This window comes from Bradyrhizobium erythrophlei (assembly GCF_900129505.1).
Classification (GTDB): domain Bacteria; phylum Pseudomonadota; class Alphaproteobacteria; order Rhizobiales; family Xanthobacteraceae; genus Bradyrhizobium; species Bradyrhizobium erythrophlei_D.
Genome location: NZ_LT670818.1, coordinates 8,201,069 through 8,219,527 on the forward strand (window position 1 = coordinate 8,201,069; position 18,459 = coordinate 8,219,527).

Annotated in this window: 18 protein-coding genes; 10 read left to right on the top strand and 8 right to left on the bottom strand. The window is 64.6% G+C overall.

What is annotated here, in order from left to right; translation table 11 throughout:
• Nucleotides 1–7: 7 nt before the first annotated feature.
• The 4 genes from B5525_RS38705 to B5525_RS38720 all read right to left on the bottom strand — a co-directional run bounded on the left by B5525_RS38705 (nt 8) and on the right by B5525_RS38720 (nt 3,263).
• Complete coding sequence (locus B5525_RS38705) at nt 8–667, bottom strand: glutathione S-transferase family protein (RefSeq protein WP_079571371.1); 660 nt, start codon at nt 665–667, stop codon at nt 8–10.
• Between the two features lie 29 nt (nt 668–696).
• Nucleotides 697–1,182, bottom strand: coding sequence for an SRPBCC family protein (locus B5525_RS38710; protein WP_079571372.1), 486 nt, complete (start codon nt 1,180–1,182; stop codon nt 697–699).
• A 13-nt stretch (nt 1,183–1,195) separates the two neighbouring features.
• The gene (locus B5525_RS38715; RefSeq protein ID WP_079571374.1) at nt 1,196–1,516 is read right to left on the bottom strand and encodes an ArsR/SmtB family transcription factor; all 321 of its coding nucleotides are present in this window, start codon (nt 1,514–1,516) and stop codon (nt 1,196–1,198) included.
• Between the two features lie 136 nt (nt 1,517–1,652).
• On the bottom strand, nt 1,653–3,263 hold the full coding sequence (locus B5525_RS38720) for an ABC transporter substrate-binding protein (RefSeq protein WP_079571376.1): 1,611 nt from the start codon (nt 3,261–3,263) through the stop codon (nt 1,653–1,655).
• 272 nt (nt 3,264–3,535) lie between these two features.
• On the opposite strand from B5525_RS38720, the gene B5525_RS38725 reads away from it, so the two are divergent.
• From B5525_RS38725 to B5525_RS38760, 8 genes are all read left to right on the top strand, one after another.
• Nucleotides 3,536–4,666: a M20/M25/M40 family metallo-hydrolase gene (locus tag B5525_RS38725; RefSeq protein WP_079571377.1), complete on the top strand. Its 1,131-nt coding sequence runs from the start codon at nt 3,536–3,538 to the stop codon at nt 4,664–4,666.
• A gap of 146 nt (nt 4,667–4,812) precedes the next feature.
• A complete protein-coding gene (locus tag B5525_RS38730) occupies nt 4,813–5,754 on the top strand; it encodes an ABC transporter permease (protein WP_079574370.1) in 942 nt (313 codons plus the stop codon).
• A 12-nt stretch (nt 5,755–5,766) separates the two neighbouring features.
• Nucleotides 5,767–6,657 (top strand): ABC transporter permease, encoded by an 891-nt coding sequence (locus B5525_RS38735; RefSeq protein ID WP_079571379.1) that lies wholly within the window; start codon nt 5,767–5,769, stop codon nt 6,655–6,657.
• A 160-nt stretch (nt 6,658–6,817) separates the two neighbouring features.
• Nucleotides 6,818–8,464 carry an ABC transporter ATP-binding protein gene (locus B5525_RS38740; RefSeq protein ID WP_079571380.1) on the top strand — a complete coding sequence of 549 codons (1,647 nt, stop codon included), beginning with the start codon at nt 6,818–6,820 and terminating at the stop codon, nt 8,462–8,464.
• Between the two features lie 236 nt (nt 8,465–8,700).
• Nucleotides 8,701–10,224: a M81 family metallopeptidase gene (locus B5525_RS38745; RefSeq protein ID WP_079574372.1), complete on the top strand. Its 1,524-nt coding sequence runs from the start codon at nt 8,701–8,703 to the stop codon at nt 10,222–10,224.
• Nucleotides 10,225–10,231: 7 nt separating this feature from the next.
• A complete protein-coding gene (locus tag B5525_RS38750) occupies nt 10,232–11,404 on the top strand; it encodes a M20 aminoacylase family protein (RefSeq protein WP_079571382.1) in 1,173 nt (390 codons plus the stop codon).
• Nucleotides 11,397–12,815, top strand: a complete 1,419-nt coding sequence (locus tag B5525_RS38755) for an amidase (RefSeq protein WP_079571383.1) — start codon at nt 11,397–11,399, stop codon at nt 12,813–12,815. Before B5525_RS38750 ends, B5525_RS38755 begins: the two co-directional genes overlap by 8 nt.
• 129 nt (nt 12,816–12,944) lie before the next feature.
• Entirely contained in the window at nt 12,945–13,835 is an 891-nt protein-coding gene (locus tag B5525_RS38760) for a crotonase/enoyl-CoA hydratase family protein (RefSeq protein ID WP_079571385.1), read from the top strand.
• 131 nt (nt 13,836–13,966) lie between these two features.
• Here B5525_RS38760 and B5525_RS38765 read toward each other — a convergent pair whose 3' ends face one another.
• The 3 genes from B5525_RS38765 to B5525_RS38775 form a co-directional block, all read right to left on the bottom strand.
• Nucleotides 13,967–14,941 carry an NADPH:quinone oxidoreductase family protein gene (locus B5525_RS38765; RefSeq protein ID WP_079571387.1) on the bottom strand — a complete coding sequence of 325 codons (975 nt, stop codon included), beginning with the start codon at nt 14,939–14,941 and terminating at the stop codon, nt 13,967–13,969.
• Nucleotides 14,941–15,549 (bottom strand): 2-hydroxychromene-2-carboxylate isomerase, encoded by a 609-nt coding sequence (locus B5525_RS38770; protein ID WP_079571388.1) that lies wholly within the window; start codon nt 15,547–15,549, stop codon nt 14,941–14,943. Before B5525_RS38770 ends, B5525_RS38765 begins: the two co-directional genes overlap by 1 nt.
• A gap of 141 nt (nt 15,550–15,690) precedes the next feature.
• Nucleotides 15,691–16,392, bottom strand: a complete 702-nt coding sequence (locus B5525_RS38775; RefSeq protein ID WP_079571390.1) for a glutathione S-transferase N-terminal domain-containing protein — start codon at nt 16,390–16,392, stop codon at nt 15,691–15,693.
• Nucleotides 16,393–16,513: 121 nt separating this feature from the next.
• Between B5525_RS38775 and B5525_RS38780 the strand changes: the two genes are divergently transcribed.
• Nucleotides 16,514–17,536 (top strand): methionine synthase, encoded by a 1,023-nt coding sequence (locus B5525_RS38780; protein ID WP_079571391.1) that lies wholly within the window; start codon nt 16,514–16,516, stop codon nt 17,534–17,536.
• Nucleotides 17,536–17,802, top strand: a complete 267-nt coding sequence (locus B5525_RS38785; RefSeq protein ID WP_079571393.1) for a hypothetical protein — start codon at nt 17,536–17,538, stop codon at nt 17,800–17,802. Before B5525_RS38780 ends, B5525_RS38785 begins: the two co-directional genes overlap by 1 nt.
• Nucleotide 17,803: 1 nt before the next feature.
• Here the strand turns inward: B5525_RS38785 and B5525_RS38790 are convergent, their stop codons facing one another.
• Complete coding sequence (locus B5525_RS38790; RefSeq protein ID WP_079571394.1) at nt 17,804–18,421, bottom strand: hypothetical protein; 618 nt, start codon at nt 18,419–18,421, stop codon at nt 17,804–17,806.
• Between the last annotated feature and the right edge of the window lie 38 nt (nt 18,422–18,459).

Below are 18,459 nucleotides of genomic sequence, written 5' to 3' on the forward strand. Positions count from 1 at the left end.
GAAACGCTCACGCCGCTTTCGCCATCTCCGAGACGCGCTCCCACGTGGTCGCCTGCATGCTCGGCCGCGCTTCCATCCGCGCCAGCCACGCCGCGAGGTTGGCGTGCGGTGCGCCGAGTTCGGCCCATTCCGGCGTCAGGGTGAAGAAGGCAACAGCCGGTGCGACCAGCAGGTCCGCGAGCGAAATGCCCTCGCCTGTAAAGAAACTTTGGTCGCCCAGCAGCCGCGCCAATACCGCGAACACCGTACGTGCCTTCGGCATCGCGGCTTCGATGGCCGGCTCGTCGGGTTTGAGTCCCATCAGCTGCGGACCGATCACGCGGTGAAAGATGATGACGTTGCCGACGCCTTGAAAGAGATACCAGTCGTTGATATTCATCGCCTGGTCCATCCGCGCGGAGGCTTTCGGATCGGCCGGCGTCAGCGACGGCTCGGGCAGCACGCGATCGAGATAGCGCAGGATCGCCTGGGTCTCGTAGATCACAAAACCGTTGTGTTCGAACACCGGCACCCGGCCGAAGGGATGGCGAGCGAGATGCTCGGGCGAGCGCATGGTGCCCAGTGCGACCGGCGCGAGCCGATAGCGCGCGCCCTTCTCTTCCAGTGCGGCCAGCACGGCACGCGCAAACGGGCTTCCGGGAATGGTGTGGACCGTAAATTCCGACATGACAATCTCCTCTCCACGCTTGATTGCTGTTATTCGGCCTGGTTGCCGCGCTCGGCTTCCCGGGCAAAGCGCTCGATCAGGCCCGGCCAGCCGCGATCGACATCGTTGCGCAAGGAGGCGCCCGCCTCCGCGCCCATGGTCTCGAATTTGTGGTGCACGAGTTCGACCTCGGTCGCATCAGGCCCGTCGGCGGTGAAGCGCACGTCGACTTCCGATTTCATCGCGATGTCGGGCTTCCACTGCGCGTTGATCTGCCAAACCATCACCAGGCGATGCGGCGGCTCCCACAGCGTGATGGTGGCGACGCTCGTCTGCGTGCCGTCTTCCGAAATCTCCAGCCAGCGGCCCCCGAGCCGCGGTTCCATCAGCACCTTCTCGATCGGTCTCTTGCCGACGCCGAAATCGTGCGGCCACCAGCGCGTCAGACCGCTGGTGAAGACCTCGAAGGCGTGGGCGACCGGCGCCTTGACACGGACGGTTTTGCGCACGGGCGCGATGGCGGACATTTCATTCATTCCCTCAGCTCCTTCACTTGCTCTTTTTGGCCCTGTGGGATCGTTCAGCCTCCAGCCTGAAAGCCTCCAGCGCATCGCCCCAGAAACTGTCCAGCCATTCGCGCAATTCCATCAGACCCTCGCGCCTGAGCGAGTAGATCCGGCGCACGCCCTCGCTGCGCTCCTCGACTAATCCAGCGTCCTTCAATGCTTTCAGATGCTGCGACACCGCCGGCCGCGACACCGGCAATCCCGCGGCGAGCAGGTTCACCGGCCGGGGCCCGGCGCGCAGGCGCTCGAACACTTTTCGCCGGGTCGGATCGGCCAGCACCGCCAACGCATTTCCGTAAGCCATAGCTAACGGTAAGCTACAGCTTACACATATGTCAAGCCGGCTTTTCATCCGCCCGAACGCAAACGGCGCCGCCAAGGGAGCGACGCCGTCGGGCCGATAATCAATCAGGTGTCGGCGGCGAGCCGTGCCGCCGCCCTCACTCCGACTTGTCGATATTCCAGAAGATCGGCGTCGCCGGGCCGTCGAGCACGCCGGAAAGCGATTTCCGCCAGGCGCTCGGCGCGAGATATTGCCCGAGCGGGACATAGATCACCTGGTCGTAGGCCTCCTTCTGGATCTCGGCGGCGATCTTCTTCTGCTCGTCCGGCGAGCCCGAGCGCGCGAAGGTATCCTTCAGCTGCTCGATCTTGGGGTCTTCCGCCCAGCCGAACCAGCCGCCGTTCTTGCCGCGGCCGCCGATCGAGAAGTTAACGATCGGGTTGACCACGTCGGCGCCGACCCAGTTGGTGAAGAACATGTTCCAGCCGCCCTCCTTCGGCGGCTTCTGGCTGGTGCGGCGGGTGACCACGGTCTGCCAGTCGGTGGCCTGCACGTCGACCTTGAAGCCCGCCTCGCGCAACTGCTGCGCGACGACGATCGGCTGCGCTTTCAAGGTGACGACGTCGCCGGGCGCCATGATCACCACGGGCGTGCCGTCATAGCCGGATTCGGCGAGCAGCTTCTTGGCCTCCGCCAAGCCGTTGCCCTTCACCAGCGACTCCGAGCCTTCCTCGGTGGCAAGCGGTGTGCCGCAGACGAAGAACGCGCCGCAGAGCCGGTAATATTCGGGATTGCCGACCAGCGCGTCCAGCACCTCCTTCTGGTTGATGGCCTTCAGCGCGGCGCGGCGAACCTTTACATTATCGAAGGGCGGAAACAGGAAGTTCATGCGCCCCAGCGTCTGGAAGCCGAGCTTGTTCAGCGTCTCGACGTTGATGTCCGGGTTGGCGGCCAGCACCGGCAGAATATCGAACGACGGATTTTCCATGAAATCGATATCGCCGGACTGCAGCGCGTTCACTGCCGTCTGCGCGTCCGCCATGGTGATCCATTCGACACGGTCGACCTTCACCACCTTGCCGCCCGCGGTCCAGCTCGCCGGCTCCTTGCGCGGCACATAGTCGGTGTTCTTCACATAGACCGACTTCACGCCGGGCTGGAATTCCGACTGCACGAACTTGAAGGGACCAGAGCCGATCTGCTCCTTGATCTGCTGGCCGGGCGGGGTTTCGGCAAGGCGCTTCGGCATCATGAAGGGAACATAGGACGACGGCTTGCCGATCGATTCCAGCACCAGGCCGTAGGGCTCCTTCAGTTTCAGCGCGAAGCTTTTCTCGTCGATTGGTTCGATGCTGGCGGTAAAATCCATCAGCTTCTGGCCCATGCTGTCGTTGCGGCCCCAACGCTTTAGCGAGGCCACGCAGTCCTCCGCCGTCACCGGCGCGCCGTCATGCCATTTCAGGCCGTCGCGCAAAGTGAAGGTGTAGGTCAGCTTGTCGTCGGAGACTTTCCAGTCCGCCATCTGCGGCTGGATCTTGAAATTGGCATCGGTCGCCAGCAGCGTGTCATACACCATGTAGCCGTGATCGCGGGTGATATAGGCGGTGGTGAACCCGGGATCGATGACGCGCAGATCGGAATGCATCACCGCGGTGATGGTCTTGGCCTCCACCGGGGCCGACAGCGCCAGCGCCGCCGACAGCGCCAGCGCGGACAGGGTGGCGTTCGACGCGGCAGCGGAACGCTTCCAGCGCGAGAAGTGAAACATTCTGACTCTCCTGACGTGAAACTGGTCAAAGACCGATGATTTGTTATGCAAGCGGTGCGTTATTTAGGCGCATTAACATGCTGCAAATCCAAGGCTTTTGAGACTTGCACCAAGCATGCGGCGCGTCAATCGTGTTTTGACGCATAACGCGTGCGACCGGAAAGGACTAAACCTCCGCTGATGTTTCACTTTACAAATTCGCCGCCGATCATTCTCGTCAGCATGGCGCGATGCCAATCCTTAATATCCGTTCACAACTCGAGAGAAGTTACATGAACCCCGCCAACCTTCCCTTTGATTCCGAAGCCATGCTGCAGGGACTGCGCGCGTGGGTGGAGTGCGAAAGCCCCACCTGGGACGCGAATGCCGTGAACCGCATGCTCGACCTCGCCGCGCGCGACATGGCGATCATGGGCGCATCCATCGAGCGCATCGCCGGCAGGCAGGGCTTTGGCGGTTGCGTGCGGGCGCGGTTTCCGCATCCCAGACTGGGCGAGCCCGGCATCCTGATCGCGGGGCACCTCGACACCGTTCACCCCGTGGGCACGCTGGAGAAATTGCCATGGCGGCGCGAGGGCAACAAATGTTATGGCCCCGGCATCTTCGACATGAAGGGCGGCAATTACCTGACGCTGGAAGCGATCCGGCAATTGGCGGGCGCTTCCTTCAAGACGCCGCTGCCGATCACGATCCTGTTCACGCCCGACGAAGAAGTCGGCACGCCGTCGGTGCGCGACCTGATCGAGGCGGAAGCCGCGCGCAACAAATATGTGCTGGTGCCGGAACCCGGCCGGCCCAATAACGGCGTCGTCACCGGGCGTTATGCGATCGCCCGCTTCAATCTGGAAGCAATCGGCAAGCCGAGCCATGCCGGCGCCACGCTGTCCTCGGGCCGCTCCGCGATCCGCGAAATGGCGCGGCAGATCATCGCCATCGACGGCATGACGGGCGAGGACTGCACCTTCTCGGTCGGCATCGTGCATGGCGGCCAGTGGGTCAATTGCGTCGCCACCACCGCAACGGGCGAGACACTGAGCATGGCGAAACGCCAGGCCGACCTCGATCGCGGCGTTGAACGCATGCTGGCGCTGAACGGCACGGCGAACGATGTCACTTTCAAGGTGACGCGCGGCGTGACGCGGCCGGTGTGGGAACCCGATGCCGGCACCATGGCGCTGTACGAAAAGGCGCGCGGCGTCGCAGCTCAGATGGGCCTCGACCTGCCCCACGGCAGCGCCGGCGGCGGTTCCGACGGCAACTTTACCGGCGCGATGGGAATTCCGACGCTCGATGGGCTAGGCGTCCGGGGCGCCGACGCGCATACGCTCAACGAGCACATCGAAATCGACAGCCTCGCCGAACGCGGCTGCCTGATGGCGGGACTATTGGCGACGCTGGAGTGAGAGGCGCGATATCAGTGTCCGCCCAGAATACCGCCAATGGCACAGGAATTGCTCGCTAATACCCTACGGGCGGGAACATAATCCGCGATAACCCTGACCGATAAGATCGGCTTATGGGTTGCCGCACAAGCTTCTGATGGATGACGATGCTCGGATACCTCGTTCGCCGCGTTCTCGCCGCCATTCCCGTGATGGGCGTGGTGGCGCTGTTCGTGTTTCTGCTGCTGCGGCTGACGCCGGGCGATCCCGCCGCGATCCTCGCCGGCGACAATGCGACGCCGGAGCGCCTCGAGCGCATCCGCACCTCGCTCGGCCTCAACGAACCGCTCTACATCCAGTTCTTTACCTGGATAGGAAAGCTGCTGCATGGCGATCTCGGCGTGTCGCTGATCTCCAACGTCCCGGTGCTGAAGATGATCGGCCAGCGCGTCGAGCCGTCGATCTCGATCGCGCTGTCGACCATCATCCTCTCCATTGCGATTGCGGTGCCGCTCGGCGTGATCGCGGCGTGGAAACAGGGCACCTGGATCGACCGTTTTGTCATGGGCCTCAGCGTGGTCGGCTTCTCGGTGCCGGTGTTCGTGATCGGCTATGTCCTGATCCAGTTCTTCGCCATCGACCTGCGCTGGCTGCCGGTGCAGGGTTTTAAGAGCATCAGCGCGGGCTTTTGGCCGTTCCTCGAGCGCATCATCCTGCCGACCGTCACGCTGTCCTTCATCTACGTCGCCCTGATCGCGCGCATGACGCGGGCGGCGATGCTGGACGTGCTGGGCGAGGATTACGTGCGCACCGCGCGCGCCAAGGGTATCGGCGAGACCGCCGTGCTGCTGCGCCACGCGCTGCGCAACGCCGCCGTGCCCGTCATCACCGTGATCGGCACCGGATTCGCGCTGCTGATCTCCGGCGTCGTCGTTACCGAGAGCGTGTTCAACCTGCCCGGCATCGGCCGCCTCACCGTCGATGCGGTGCTGGCGCGGGATTATCCGGTCATTCAGGCGATGATCCTGCTGACCTCCGGCATCTATGTCGCGGTCAATCTCCTGATCGACGTCGCCTACACCCTGCTCGATCCTAGAATTCGTTATTGAGGTTAGGTACTGATGGCGATCGAAACCCTTCCCGAGCCGTCGATCCCAATCACCACCCCGTTCCGGCCGCGGCTCGGATTCCTCACGGCGAGCCCGATCATCGCCGCCGCCACCATCTGCCTGACGCTGGTGATCCTGTCGGCGATCCTGGCGCCGTGGCTGTCGGCGCACGACCCCTTGCTGCTGGCACCGGCGCAGCGGCTGAAGCCGGCAAGCACGCAATTCTTGCTGGGCACGGACGGCTACGGCCGCGACGTGCTGTCGCGCATTCTCTACGGCGGGCGCATTTCGCTGTTGATTGGCCTCGGCGCTGCCGTGTTCTCGATCGGCATCGGGCTCTTGATCGGCCTCGTCTCCGGCTTCTTCAAATGGGTCGACGCCGTGATGATGCGGGTGATGGATGGCTTGATGGCGATGCCGAGCATCCTGCTGGCGATTGCCGTGGTCTCGCTGTCCGGCGCCAGCCTGACGACGGTGCTGGTCGCCATCACCATTCCCGAAGTACCGCGCGTGGCGCGGCTGGTGCGCTCGGTCGTGCTGTCGGCGCGCGAGGAGCCCTATGTGGAAGCCGCGATCTCCGTCGGTTCCAGCCTGCCCAAGATCATGTGGCGGCATCTGATGCCAAACACGGTCGCGCCGTTGATCGTGCAAGGCACCTATGTCTGCGCCTCCGCCATCCTGACCGAGGCGATCCTGTCCTTTCTCGGCGCCGGCATCAGCCCGGAAACCCCGACCTGGGGCAACATCATGGCCGAGGGCCGCGCCTATTTTCAAATCAAACCGTCGCTGATCTTCTGGCCGGGCCTGCTGCTCTCGATCGCGATTCTCAGCGTCAATCTGATCGGCGACGCCGCCCGCGACGCGCTCGATCCCCGCATGAAGCAGCGGGAGGGAAGCAAGTGAAGATACTCTCGCCTCGTCGTTATTCGCCGTCATTCCGGGGCGATGCGAAGCATCGAACCCGGAATCTCGAGATTCCGGGTCTGGTGCTAGCGCACCATCCCGGAATGACGGAGTCCAGGTCGCTTCGCCGCCCTCCCAGCAACGACGGCGGGGAGCAAGCATGAAAAACATCGTTCTCGACATCAACGACCTCGTGGTCAGCCTCGGCAAGACGGCGCAGGGGCCGCGCGTCATCGACGGCATCTCGCTCAGGGTGAGCGAAGGCGAAACACTGTGCGTGGTCGGCGAAAGCGGCTCAGGCAAATCCGTGACGTCGCTGACGGTGATGGGCCTGTTGCAGAAGGGATCGCTGGCGCCGACCGCGGGAAGCATAAAACTGGTCGGCGAGGAACTGCTGACTGCCGGCGATCGCCGCCTGCGGCAATTGCGCGCCACCACCATGGCGATGATCTTTCAGGAGCCGATGACGGCGCTCAACCCGGTGGTGCCGGTCGGCCGCCAGATCGACGAAGTGCTGCGCGCCCATACCAATCTCGATGCCCGCGCGCGGCGCCAGCGCCTCCTCGCCATGATGGAACAGGTGCGGTTGCCCGAGGTCGAGCGCATTTTTGCCTCCTACCCGCACCGGCTGTCGGGCGGCCAGCGCCAGCGCATCATGATCGCGATGGCGCTGGTGCTGGAGCCGAAACTGCTGATCGCGGACGAACCGACCACCGCGCTCGACGTCACCACGCAAAAACAGATCCTCACGCTGATCCGCGACCTGCAGCGGGATCACGGCACCGCCGTGCTCTTCATCACCCACGACATGGGCGTGGTTGCCGAGATCGCCGATCGCGTCGCTGTCATGCGCCAAGGCCGGCTGGTGGAAACCGGCGCGCTCGACACCATCCTGCGCAATCCTACCATGGAATATACCCGCAATCTGCTCTCGGCGGTGCCGAGCCTGGTGCCGCGGGCGGCGCGCGCCGATTCGAAGGAACCGGTGGTGCTGGAGGCCAACGAGCTCGGCAAGGTCTATCGCGAGCGCTCGTTCCTCGGCGGCGTCCGCGAGGTCGCGGCCGCCCTGGATGTCACCCTCACCTTGCGCAAGGGCCGCACGCTTGGCATCGTCGGCGAAAGCGGCTCCGGCAAATCCACGGTCGCCCGCTGCATTGTCCGGCTGATCGATCCGACCTCGGGCGGCATCCGCCTGGGGGGCCGCGAAATCTCCGAGCTGTCGCGGCGGCTGCTGCAGCCGCACCGCAAGAAGATCCAGATCATCTTCCAGGACCCGTACCGCTCGCTCAATCCGCGCATCACCATCGGCGAGTCCATCGCCGAGGGCCCGATCAATTACGGCATGCCGCGAGCGGAAGCGCTTGCGAAAGCGCGCGAGCTGTTGGAACTAGTCGACCTGCCGCCGGACGCGATCTCGCGCTACCCGCACCAGTTCTCCGGCGGCCAGCGCCAGCGCATCGCGATTGCCCGCGCGCTGGCGCTCGATCCCGACGTGCTGGTGGCGGACGAAGCGGTCTCCGCGCTCGACGTCTCCGTTCAGGCGCAGGTGCTGGAACTGCTCAACGAAATCCAGCGCCGGCTCGGCATCGCATTGTTGTTCATCACCCACGATCTTCGCGTCGCCGCGCAAATCTGCGACGAGGTTGTCGTGATGCAGCATGGCCGCATCGTCGAACAGGGACCGGCGGCGCAAGTCCTGACCCATCCGCAACAGGCCTATACCAGGCAACTGCTCGAAGCTGCCCCGGGGCGGGACTGGGATTTTGCGAATTTCCGTCCGGTTGCGGCGGGCGAAGCGGCGGAATAAATGGCCTCCTCTTCGTCATTCCGGGGCGATGCAAAGCATCGAACCCGGAATCTCGAGATTCCGGGTCTGGTGCTAACGCACCAGCCCGGAATGACGCAGTCTACATCGCTGCGTAGCTCGTGTCGTTCAATGACCTGACGCCCATGCGGCATGCAAAAGCGGATTGCTTCGCAGCTTGCGCTTTGCGCAATGACGAGTCTAACGTCGCGCGCAAATCACTCGCCGAGACAGCCTTGATGACCCGTATCGCCGTTGGCGGCTTCCTGCACGAGACCAACACCTTCGCGCCGACGAAGGCGACCTATGACGATTTCGTGCATGGCGGTGGCTGGCCGGCGATGGCGTTCGGGCCCGATGTGCTCAAGACCATGCGCAACATCAATGTCGGGCTGGCCGGCTTCGTCGAGCAAGCGGAAGCCCGAGGCTGGGAGATGGTGCCGACGATTTCGTGCGGCGCCAGCCCGTCGGCGCATGTCACCGAGGACGCCTATGAGCGGATCGTCAAGGTGATGATCGACGGCATCAAGGCCGCAGGTCCCCTGGACGCCGTCTATCTCGACCTGCACGGCGCCATGGTCACCGAACATCTCGACGACGGCGAAGGCGAAATCCTCGCACGTGTGCGCCAGGTGATTGGCAAGGATCTGCCGCTGGTGGTCAGCCTCGATTTGCACGCCAATGTCACGCCGGAGATGGTCGAGCATGCCGACGCGCTGATTGCCTATCGCACCTATCCGCATGTCGACATGGCCGATACCGGCCGCGCCGCAGCGAAACATCTCGAACTGCTGCTTACGACGAAGCAGAAATTCGCAAAGGCATTCCGGCAATTGCCGTTCCTGATTCCGCTGAGCTGGCAATGCAGCAACGACCAGCCCACCAAGGGCATCTACCAGAAGCTCGCCGCGCTGGAGGACGACGCGGTGCCGACGCTGTCGTTCGCGCCGGGCTTTCCGGCCGCCGATTTCGCCCATTGCGGCCCGAGCGTATTCGCCTATGGCGCGACGCAGGCCGATGCGGATGCCGCAGCGGACACGGTCGCCGCGCTGATCGAGAGCCATGAAGACGATTTCGACGGCCGCATCTTCACGCCCGACGAGGGCGTGCGTCACGCCATGGAACTGGCGAAGACCGCGAACAGGCCGATCGTGATCGCCGACACCCAGGACAATCCCGGCGCCGGCGGCGATTCCGACACTACGGGAATGCTGCGCGCGCTGGTCCGCAACAGCGCCAGCAGAGCCGCGACCGGCGTGATCTACGATCCTGTTTCCGCCAAGGCCGCGCATGAAGCGGGCGTCGGCGCCACCGTGACGCTGGCGCTCGGAGGCAAATCGGGCATCCCGGGCGACGCGCCGTATCAGGAGACATTTGTCGTCGAGCAACTATCCGACGGACAATTTGTGGCCCCCGGCCCCTATTACGGCGGCCGCGACATGGACATGGGTCCGTCGGCCTGTTTGCGGATCGGCGATGTCAGGGTGGTGGTATCCTCGCACAAGGCGCAGCTCGCTGACCAGGCGATGTATCGCTATGTCGGGATCGAGCCGACCGAACAGGCGATCCTCGTCAACAAGAGCTCGGTGCATTTCCGCGCCGATTTCGAGCCGATTGCCGAACAACTCCTGATCTGCGCCGCCCCCGGCGCGATGCCCGCCGACACCGCGACGTTGCCGTGGACGCGGCTGCGCCCGGGCATCCGCATCAAGCCGAACGGGGCTGCTTTCGCTCCCGCCAACACTTTACGCTCAACCGGATAGAGGACCCATGCCCAATATCGACCGCATCGAAGGCTTTGCCGACGAACTCACCGCGATCCGCAGGGATCTGCATGCCCATCCCGAGATCGGCTTCGAGGAAGTCCGCACCTCCGGCATCGTCGCCGAAAAGCTGACGCAATGGGGCATCGAGGTGCATCGCGGCCTCGGCGGCACCGGCGTGGTCGGCGTGCTCAAGGGCAAGGGCACTGGCGGCAAGCGGATCGGCTTGCGCGCCGACATGGACGCGCTGCCGATGGAGGAGAACACCAATCTGAAATGGCGTTCAACCATTCCCGGCCGCTTCCATGGCTGCGGCCATGATGCCCACACCACCATGCTGCTCGGCACCGCGCGCTATCTCGCCGAGACCCGGAATTTCGACGGCACCGTGCATTTCATCTTCCAGCCGGCGGAAGAAGGCCTCGGCGGCGCCCGCGCCATGATCAAGGACGGGCTGTTCGAGAAATTCCCCTGCGACGAGGTCTACGGCCTGCACAACGCGCCCGACCTCAACCATGGCGAGGTAGCGATCCTGCCCGGCCCCGCGATGGCCGGCGCCGATTTCTTCGACATCACCATCACCGGCTACGGCGCCCATGGCGCGATGCCGAACTACTCCAAGGACCCTATCGTGATCGCGATGTCGCTGGGCCAGGCGCTGCAGACCATCGTCAGCCGCAACGTCAATCCCCATGAGCCCGCGGTGCTGTCGATCACCCAGATACACGCCGGCTCCGCCTACAATGTGATCCCGGGCGAGGCCAAACTCTGTGGCACCGTCCGCGCCTTCTCCGACGAGGTGCGGGCGCTGATCCGCGAGCGGATGCGCGCGCTGTGCGCCGGCATGGCCACCGCCTTCCAGGTCGAGATCATCGCCGACATCCGCGACACGTTCGGCGTGCTGGTGAACCAGGAGGAGCAGTCGCGGGTGGTCGAGGCGGTGGCGCGCACCGTGGTCGACCCCGCCAAGGTCATTACCCGGACCCAGCCGAAGATGGGCAGCGAGGATTTCGCCGACATGATGCAGGTGGTGCCCGGCGCCTATTTCTGGGTCGGCCACGATGGCTCGGTGCCCGTGCACAATCCCGGCTATGTACTCGACGACAAGATCCTGCCTATCGGCGCCAGCATGTTCGCGCGCATCATCGAAACCCGGCTTCCCGCAGGCACCCATGCATAAACCCGTACCGGATGAAACCGTTACGTCGCTGCACGACCTTTCCGCCGTCGACCTGATCGCGGGCTTCAAGGCCAGGCAGTTCACGCCGTCGGAAGTGCTGGAGGACGTGCTGTCGCATGTCGCGGTATGGGAGCCGCGGATCAAGGCGCTCTACGCCTTCGATCCCGACGGCGCGCGCGCGACCGCAAAAGCCTCGACCGAACGCTGGCAGAAGGGCGAGCCGATGGGGCCGCTCGACGGCGTCCCCGTGACGATCAAGGACAATATCGCCACCAAAGGCGTGCCGGTGCCGCTGGGTGCCGCCAGCGTCAAGCTGGTCCCCGCGCCAAAGGATGCGCCGCCGGCGGCGCGCCTGCGCGAAGCGGGCGCGGTGATCTTTTCCAAGACCACCATGCCCGACTACGGCATGCTGTCGTCGGGCCTGTCGAGTTTCCATGCCCTCGCCCGCAATCCCTGGGATGTCAGCAAGAATCCCGGCGGTTCCAGCGCGGGCGCGGGTGCTGCCGGCGCCGCCGGCTATGGCCCGCTGCATCTCGGCAGCGATATCGGCGGCTCGGTGCGGCTGCCGGCATGCTGGTGCGGCCTGGTCGGCCTGAAGCCGAGCTTGGGGCGGATTCCGATCGATCCGCCCTATGTCGGCCGCGTCGCCGGACCGATGACCCGCACCGTCGACGACGCCGCCCTGATGATGAGCGTGCTGTCGAAACCCGATCGCCGCGACGGTATGAGCCTGCCGCCCGACAGCATCCACTGGAAGGCGCTGGAGAAGCCGGTGCGCAAATTGCGCATCGGGTTGATGCTCAACCCCGGCGTCGGCCAGACCCTGGAAAAGGACGTGCGCGACGTGGCCGTGAAAGCGGCGAAGGCCTTCGAGGAGGCTGGCGCCGTCGTCACCGAGGTGCCTGCCGTGATGACGCGCGAGATCCTCGACGGGCTGGACAATTTCTGGCGCGCGCGGATGTGGGACGATCTCTCCAAGCTCACGCCCGCCGAGCGCGGCAAGGCGCTGCCCTATATCGTCGACTGGGCGGAAGCCGGCGCGAAGCTGTCGGGCGTCGATGTCATCAGGGGCTTCAACGCCACCATGACGATCCGCGCCGCCGTGGCAAAGCTGTTCTGCGATCTCGACTATTTGATCTCGCCGGTGTCGCCGGTGGTGAATTTCCCCGCCGAGTTCGCCTCCCCGGTCAACGATCCCGCAAGACCGTTCGAACACATCGCCTATACCGTGGCGTGGAACATGTCGGAAAATCCGGCCGTCTCGATCAACGGCGGCTACGACGGAAAAGGCTTTCCGATCGGCGTCCAGATCGTCGGCCGCCGCTTCGACGACCTCGGCGTGCTCGCCATGGCGAAAGCGTTCGAGGGCCTGCGAGGGCCGCAGAAGCCGTGGCCGAGCCCGAAAACATAATCTCCACCGTCATTCCGGGGAGTCGCGCAGCGACGAACCCGGAATCTCGAGATTCCGGGTTCACGCTTGGCGCGCCCCGGAATGACGGAACAACATCAAAAAAACAGCAACACGAGAGGAAACCAAGGGATGCCCTACGAGACCATTAAATACGAGGTGGCCGAGCAGATTCTCACGATCACGCTGAACCGGCCCGACAAGCTCAACGCCTTCAACGCCGTCATGCAAAAGGAACTGATCGACGCTTTCGATGCCGCGGACAATGACGACAATATCCGCGCCGTCATCGTCACCGGCGCCGGCCGCGGCTTCTGCGCCGGCGCCGATCTCTCCTCCGGCGCCGACACCTTCGACCGCGACGCGCGGCGCGGGCCGGTCCGACGGCTTCCCGACGGCAAGGTCGACTATAGCGACCACCAGGTGCGCGACGGCGGCGGCCAGGTGACGCTGCGCATCTTCAAGTGCCTAAAGCCCGTGATCGCGGCGGTGAACGGGCCGGCGGTCGGCATTGGCGTCACCATGCAGCTCGCGATGGATATCCGCATCGCGTCTGAGGCCGCGCGCTTCGGCTTTGTGTTTTCCCAGCGCGGCATCGTGCCGGAAGCCGCCTCGAGCTGGTTCCTGCCGCGCATCGTCGGCATCTCCCAGGCGCTGGAATGGTGCTACACCGGCCGCGTTTTCCCGGCGCAGGAAGCGCTCGCCGGCCGCCTCGTCAGCAAGGTGGTGCCGCCGGACCAATTGCTCCCCACCGCGCGGGCGCTGGCAAAGGAGATCGCCGCGAAGACCGCGCCGGTGTCGGTGGCGCTGATCCGGCAGATGATGTGGCGCATGCTCGGCGCCGACGACCCGATGGAAGCCCACAAGGTCGACAGCCGCGGCATCTACGCCCGCGGCCGCTCGGCGGACGTGAAAGAAGGCGTGGTGTCGTTCCTGGAAAAGCGCCCGGCCGTGTTCACCGACAAGGTGTCGTCCGACATGCCCGATTATTTCCCCTGGTGGCAAGAGCGGGAGTACGAGTAGCGGCATAGTCCCCGGCATCTTCTCAGTCGTCGTCACCCGCGAAGGCGGGTGATCCAGTAAACGCTGACGCCGGCGATTGAGTCGAGAGGCCGCGGCGTACTGGATGCCCCGCCTTCGCGGGGCATGACGAGCTATTGCATCACCAGCGCCACGCGGCCGATTGCCTTGCGGTCGATCAATAGCCGCATCGCCTGCGCAAAATCCTCCAGCGGCCGCCGGTGCGAGATGTGGGGACGGATTTTGCCGGCCTCCGCCCATTCCAACAGTTTCCTGATTCGCACCGCGCCGACTTCCGGGTTGCGCCGCACGGCCTCGCCAGCGCGGACGCCGAGCACGCTGGCGCCCTTGATCAGCAGCAGATTGGTGCGGGCGAGCCCGATGCCGCCGGTAAACCCGATCACGAGCAGCCGAGCACCCCAGGCGATGCAGCGGACGCTGTTTTCGAAAATTTCACCGCCGACGGGATCGAACACCACGTCCACCCCGCGGCCTTCGGTAATGCGCTTGACGGCGTCGCGGAACGGCTCGCGCGGATACAGCACGAGATGGTCGGCGCCCTTTTCCTGCGCCACAGCGAGTTTTTCTTCCGAGGACGCCGCCGCGATCACGGTCGCGCCGAGCATCTTGCCCATCTCGACCGCGGCGAGCCCGACGCCGCCGCCGGCGCCATGCACCAGCAGCACTTCGCCGGGCCTGAGCTGGCCGCGATCGACCAGCGCGTGATAGGCGGTGCCGTGGGCGGCAAGGAACGTCGCGCCCTCGGCGAAATCGAAGGCCTGTGGCAGCGGAATGGTCTGCGACGGGGTGACCACCGCCTCATCGGCATAGGCGCCGTGGCGCATCTTGACGATGACGCGGTCGCCGACTGCCGTGCCGTCGGCGCCGTTGACTTCAATCACCTCGCCGGCGGCTTCCACGCCCGGCGTGAACGGCATTTCCGGCTTGAGCTGATACTCGCCGGCCGCCATCAAGATGTCGGGAAAATTGATCCCGGCGGCATGGATGGCAACGCGCAGCTCCCCCGGCTTCAATGGCGCGGAGGCAAAAGTTTCCAGGCGCAGGCGCTCGGGCGGCCCAAGCTCGCGGCAAACGATCGCCTTCGGCATCAGGCGGCCCGTTCCTCGCGCCGGGCCAGCGCCTCGCGGAGCAGCGGCAGCCGGTCATTGCCGAAATACATGTCGGTCTTGTCGATGAAGATGGTTGGCGAGCCGAACCCGCCGCGCGCCATTACTTCATCCGTATTGGCCTTGAGCTGATCCTTGATCGTCTGATCGGAAATGCCTGCGAAAAACTTCGCGGGATCGATGTTGAGGCCCTCGCAGATCTCGGTCAGCACTTCATCCTTCGAGATGTCCTTGTCGGCGCCCCAATAGGACTCGAACACCGCGCGCGCGAACGGCACCATTTCTTTGCCCAAAAAGATGCAGCCGCGCATCGCCTTGACGCTGTTCACGGGAAACACCGTCGGCCGCATTTTTATCGCCAGCCCCGCCGAGCGCGCCCAGTCCGCCATGTCCTTTTTCTGGTAGGCGACCTTGGTCTCCACCGGATGTTCGCGCGAGGCGTAGACGCTCGGGTTGATGGTGTTGAAGATGCCGCCGACCAGGATCGGCCGCCAAGCGATCTCGGCGCCGAACTCTTTTGCCAATGGCTGGATGTTGTGAAAGGCGAGATAGGTCCAGGGACTGGAACAGTCGAAGAAGAATTCGATCATGGCGTTTCCTTTCGTTTCTTATGGTTTCGCTCGATGTCTATGCCGTCGTTGCGAGCGAAGCGAAGCAATCCATCGTGCGGCGGAAAGAAAGAATGGATTGCTTCGTCGCTTCGCTCCTCGCAATGACGGTGAGAATGCGGATTATTGCTTTATCGCCATCTCCTTCGCCCTCGCGCCAAACATGTTCTTGCGCGCCTCTTCGTCAAACGGCTCTTTCACGAACTTGCCGATCGCCAGCCCCGCCTGCACTTGCGGCCGGGCGCGCACGTCCGCGTACCAGCGCTTGACGTTCGGATAATCGTCGAGCGTAAATCCCTGCGCCTTGTGAGTCATGGTCCAGGGAAAGCAGGCGATGTCGGCGATCGAATAGTCGCCGGCGACATAGGCGCCGGTCTTGCCCAATTGGGTGTCGAGCACGCGATAGAGCCGCGCCGCCTCGTCGCGGTAGCGTTCGATGGCGTAGGGAATCTTCTCCGCCGCATAGAGGGCAAAATGTCCGTGCTGGCCGAGCATGGGGCCCAGCCCCGCCATCTGCCACATCAGCCATTGCATGACCACCGACCGCCCGCGCAGGTCTGCGGGGAGGAAGCGTCCGGTTTTTTCCGCCAGATAGATCAGAATAGCGCCAGTCTCGAACACCGGGAACGGCCTGCCCGCATCGGCAGGCAGCCAGTCCACGATCGCCGGAATCCGGTTGTTCGGGCTGATCGCCAGGAATTCCGGCTTGAATTGTTCCCCGCCCCGGATGTTGATGGGAATGACCTTATAGGGCAGGCCCAGTTCCTCCAGCATGATCGAGATTTTCCAGCCGTTCGGCGTCGGCGCGTAATGGAGGTCGATCATGGCCTTCCCCGGTGGGTCCCTGCCGTGGCCTTGGGTCCGGCCCGGGCGACTTTCGTTGTTCTTGTGGGCCGACCATAAGACATGGCAGACAGACGCTCAATCAAAACCCCGGGAGGCCCTCATGCTGTTTCCAACCACGATCGCCGGCTCCCTGCCGAAGCCGGAATGGCTGGCCGAGCCCAACAGACTGTGGGCGCCCTGGAAATCGTCAGGTGACGAGCTGGCGCGGGCCAAGCGCGACGCCACCCTGCTGGTCCTGAAACTGCAGGAGGATTCCGGCGTCGACATCGTCACCGAGGGCGAGCAGTCGCGCCAGCACTTTGTCCATGGCTTCCTGGAGAAGATCGAAGGCATCGATTTCGCCCACAAGGTCGAAATGGGAATCCGCAAGGACCGCTACAAGGCGATGGTGCCGCAGGTGGTGGCGCCGCTGCGGCTCAAGGGCCGCGTCCACGCCGACGAGGCCCGCGTCGCCCGCACCCACACCACGCGGAAACTGAAATTCACCTTGCCCGGCCCGATGACCATCATCGACACCATTGCCGACCAATATTACGGCGACCGCGTCAAGATGGCGTTCGCCTTCGCCGAACTGCTCAACGAGGAAGCAAAAGCCTTGCAGGCGGACGGCGTCGACATGATCCAGTTCGACGAGCCCGCCTTCAACGTCTACATGGACGAGGTCTCGGACTGGGGCATCAAGGCGCTGGAGCGCGCCGCCGAAGGCCTGACCTGCGCCACCGCGGTGCACATCTGCTACGGCTACGGCATCAAGGCCAATACCGACTGGAAGGAGACGCTCGGCGGCGAGTGGCGGCAATACGAGGATATCTTTCCCGCGATCGACCGCAGCTCGATCCAGCAGGTCGCGATCGAATGCCGCAATTCCAGGGTGCCGCTGGAGCTGGTCAGCCTGCTCAAGGGCAAGATCGTGCAGGCCGGCGTGATCGACGTCGCCAGCGACACCGTGGAAACCGCCGAGGACGTGGTCCAGGTGATCGACGCGGTGTCGAAATTCGTGCCGAAGAGCAACATCATCGCCACCACCAATTGCGGCATGGCGCCGATGCATCGCGATATCGCGGAAGCAAAACTGATGGCGCTCGGCGCCGGCGCGAAGCTGGCGCGGCAGCAGCTCGGCTGATGCCGGTCGCGCCGAAACTCGCGTTCCCGATCATGGTTGCGCTGCTGGCCGCGACGGCGTCGCCGGTGCGCGCCGAGGGCCGCGCCGAGTTCGTGAGCTGTCAGGCGATGGTCGAACGCACGAAACAGGCGGTCGAGGCAAATACGGGTACAGCCGGCGCCCGGCAGGACGAGGCGGCGCTGCGGCGCTGCCGGCAAATCGTGATCGACTGGACCTTGCGCGAATCCCGGATGAGCGTCGACGAAAATGGCCGGCCGCTGCGCTAGGTCAACGTTGCTCTGCACTCGCGTGCAGCACCGGCCGGTATCCCGCCGATAGCGCCCGAAGTGTCGAGGGTGGTGTCAGCAACAACGCGTCTTGAGGCGTGTTCTGCGCCGCGCGATAGCCGGCGGGCGACCACACGAGTGCCCGCCCCCGTACAATCGCAAAACTCTCGCTGCCCTGCTGCAGCATCGCGCCATCGGGCAATTTTGCCATTGGCGTCGGCAGCGGGTGCAGCTGCTTTGCCCGGCCATCGAGCCGCTCGCGATGCAGCACGGCGTCGATGTCGCGGGCGAGCAGATTTGCGCCGCCATTGCCCTCCTCCCAGGCCGCGCGAAACCGGTTGGCGTCGCCGCGGCGGCAGTAAAAGCAGGGCCGGTGCCCGGCCGCGAAAGCCGTTGCCTCATCGAGAAAGAACAGCTCGGTCCAGCTGCGCGTGCCCATCACGTCGCGCCGCCGTCCCCGGAATTCGCACACGCAAGTAAGCCAGGTCTGGCTCGCCCAGCGCCGCGTCAGGGTTTTGGTGGCGGGATCGTGGATGATGCCGCGGTTGCCGGTGAACATGCCGCGATGCGGCGTGGCGATGATGTCGCCGGTAGGGGTGACGCGGTTTTGCAGCGGCATGACGGGACGCCCGATGAGTCGGCTGGAGCCGTCATTGC

Excerpts from the sequence above, each read along its gene's own strand:
- B5525_RS38775 (WP_079571390.1), bottom strand. The coding sequence starts at position 16,392 with ATGATCGACCTCCATTACGCGCCGACGCCGAACGGCTGGAAAATCTCG.
- B5525_RS38760 (WP_079571385.1), top strand. The coding sequence starts at position 12,945 with ATGCCCTACGAGACCATTAAATACGAGGTGGCCGAGCAGATTCTCACG.
- B5525_RS38730 (WP_079574370.1), top strand. The coding sequence starts at position 4,813 with ATGCTCGGATACCTCGTTCGCCGCGTTCTCGCCGCCATTCCCGTGATG.
- B5525_RS38710 (WP_079571372.1), bottom strand. The coding sequence starts at position 1,182 with ATGAATGAAATGTCCGCCATCGCGCCCGTGCGCAAAACCGTCCGTGTC.
- B5525_RS38725 (WP_079571377.1), top strand. The coding sequence starts at position 3,536 with ATGAACCCCGCCAACCTTCCCTTTGATTCCGAAGCCATGCTGCAGGGA.
- B5525_RS38780 (WP_079571391.1), top strand. The coding sequence starts at position 16,514 with ATGCTGTTTCCAACCACGATCGCCGGCTCCCTGCCGAAGCCGGAATGG.
- B5525_RS38770 (WP_079571388.1), bottom strand. The coding sequence starts at position 15,549 with ATGATCGAATTCTTCTTCGACTGTTCCAGTCCCTGGACCTATCTCGCC.
- B5525_RS38785 (WP_079571393.1), top strand. The coding sequence starts at position 17,536 with ATGCCGGTCGCGCCGAAACTCGCGTTCCCGATCATGGTTGCGCTGCTG.
- B5525_RS38715 (WP_079571374.1), bottom strand. The coding sequence starts at position 1,516 with ATGGCTTACGGAAATGCGTTGGCGGTGCTGGCCGATCCGACCCGGCGA.
- B5525_RS38720 (WP_079571376.1), bottom strand. The coding sequence starts at position 3,263 with ATGTTTCACTTCTCGCGCTGGAAGCGTTCCGCTGCCGCGTCGAACGCC.
- B5525_RS38755 (WP_079571383.1), top strand. The coding sequence starts at position 11,397 with ATGCATAAACCCGTACCGGATGAAACCGTTACGTCGCTGCACGACCTT.
- B5525_RS38735 (WP_079571379.1), top strand. The coding sequence starts at position 5,767 with ATGGCGATCGAAACCCTTCCCGAGCCGTCGATCCCAATCACCACCCCG.
- B5525_RS38705 (WP_079571371.1), bottom strand. The coding sequence starts at position 667 with ATGTCGGAATTTACGGTCCACACCATTCCCGGAAGCCCGTTTGCGCGT.
- B5525_RS38765 (WP_079571387.1), bottom strand. The coding sequence starts at position 14,941 with ATGCCGAAGGCGATCGTTTGCCGCGAGCTTGGGCCGCCCGAGCGCCTG.
- B5525_RS38745 (WP_079574372.1), top strand. The coding sequence starts at position 8,701 with ATGACCCGTATCGCCGTTGGCGGCTTCCTGCACGAGACCAACACCTTC.
- B5525_RS38750 (WP_079571382.1), top strand. The coding sequence starts at position 10,232 with ATGCCCAATATCGACCGCATCGAAGGCTTTGCCGACGAACTCACCGCG.
- B5525_RS38790 (WP_079571394.1), bottom strand. The coding sequence starts at position 18,421 with ATGCCGCTGCAAAACCGCGTCACCCCTACCGGCGACATCATCGCCACG.
- B5525_RS38740 (WP_079571380.1), top strand. The coding sequence starts at position 6,818 with ATGAAAAACATCGTTCTCGACATCAACGACCTCGTGGTCAGCCTCGGC.